At 63.0% G+C, this 1,555-nt stretch carries 1 protein-coding gene; it reads left to right on the top strand.

Annotation, left to right across the window (positions count from 1 at the left end; translation table 11 throughout):
• A partial coding sequence (locus tag V8324_RS21755) for an IS1182 family transposase (RefSeq protein ID WP_336421974.1) occupies positions 1-1,153 on the top strand: 1,153 nt, incomplete at its 5' end.
• Between the last annotated feature and the right edge of the window lie 402 nt (positions 1,154-1,555).

Below are 1,555 nucleotides of genomic sequence, written 5' to 3' on the forward strand. Positions count from 1 at the left end.
GATGGGCCGGCTGATCCCGGACCACAAGACGATTGCCGATTTCCGGCGCGACAACGGTGCCGCGATCCGCAAGACCTGCGCCGGTTTTGTTCAGATCTGCCGTCAGATCGGCGTTCTGAAGAGCGATTGCGTCGCGATCGATGGCTCCAAGTTCAAGGCGGTGAATAACCGGGACACGAACTTCACCAAGGGCAAGATCGCAAGCCGGATCGCCCACCTCGAGGCCGGCATCGATCGATATCTCGAAGAGATGGTGCGGATCGACCGGCAGGACAAAGGGGAGGCCCGAGAAGAAAAGATCGCCAATCTTGCCCGGCGATACGGTCGCATCCGGCAGGAGATCCAGCGTCTACAGGAGATGGATCAGGCATTGAACGACGCCCCGGACGGGCAGATCTCACTCACCGATGCGGATGCACGGGCCATGGCGACCAGCGCGCGGGGCAGCGGGCTCATTGGTTGCAACACCCAGTCAGCCGTCGATACCGAAACACACCTGATCGTCGCGCATGACGTGACCAACACAGGGCACGATCGCGATCAGCTGGCGCCGATGGCGCAGGCCGCCAAGGCAGTTCTCGGACGCGACGAGATGAAGGCCGTCGCGGACAGGGGCTATTTCAGCGGTCGGGACATTCTGGCCTGTCACGAGGATGGCATCACCACGACCCTTCCGCGGCCCGAGACCTCGGGCAACCGGCGCAAGGGCATGTATGTGAAGGCCGACTTCGCCTATGATGTCGCTGCCGATGTCTACCGCTGTCCGGCGGGCGAAACGCTGACATATCGGTATACGACCGAGGACGCCGGCCTGATCCTGAGGCGCTACTGGACGAACGTGTGCGCAGACTGCCCGGTCAAGGCGCGCTGCACCACCGGGAACGAGCGCCGGATCACCCGCTGGGAGCACGAGCATCTGGTCGACGAGATGCGAGATCGGATGAGCCGCGATCCCTCGCTGACGAGGCTGCGCCGCTCGACCGTCGAACACCCGTTCGGCACGATCAAGGCCTGGATGGGCGCGACGCATTTCCGGATGCGGCGACTGACACATGTGCGCACGGAAATGGCGCTTCACGTTCTGGCCTGCAACATCAAGCGCATGATTGCCCTGATCGGGGTTCGGCGGCTTCTGGCGGCACTTCAGGCCTGAAGGGGCGCGCCTGCATTGGATCGCTGCCCGTGCCCGCGTTCAACACACATTCCGGCTGCCAATCGTGCCCCAAACCACCATCGAGGCCAAGATCCGCATCCCGTCGCCAAATCAAGCACACCCCCCTCCAAACGCCTGTCCGCCGACGAGTATTCACACAGCCTCGGCTCGTTGCAGTAACGCGGCCTTGCAGATCGCGGGCCGGTAACGCGCGGCTATAATATCGAACTCAACCTTTCCCAACCATTCGCTTCGCCATGGCAGCGAATGACGGGACCCCCGCCGACCAGTATCATGTCGCAACACGGCCCTTGGACGAAGCCGCTCGCGCGGCATTGGCGCCCGTTTCTGGCGTTCGGGACTGATCGCTACTTTGTGCATTTGGGAATGCGGGCACCTGCC

It is taken from the genome of Roseovarius sp. D22-M7 (assembly GCF_037083785.1).
Taxonomy (GTDB): Bacteria; Pseudomonadota; Alphaproteobacteria; order Rhodobacterales; family Rhodobacteraceae; genus Roseovarius.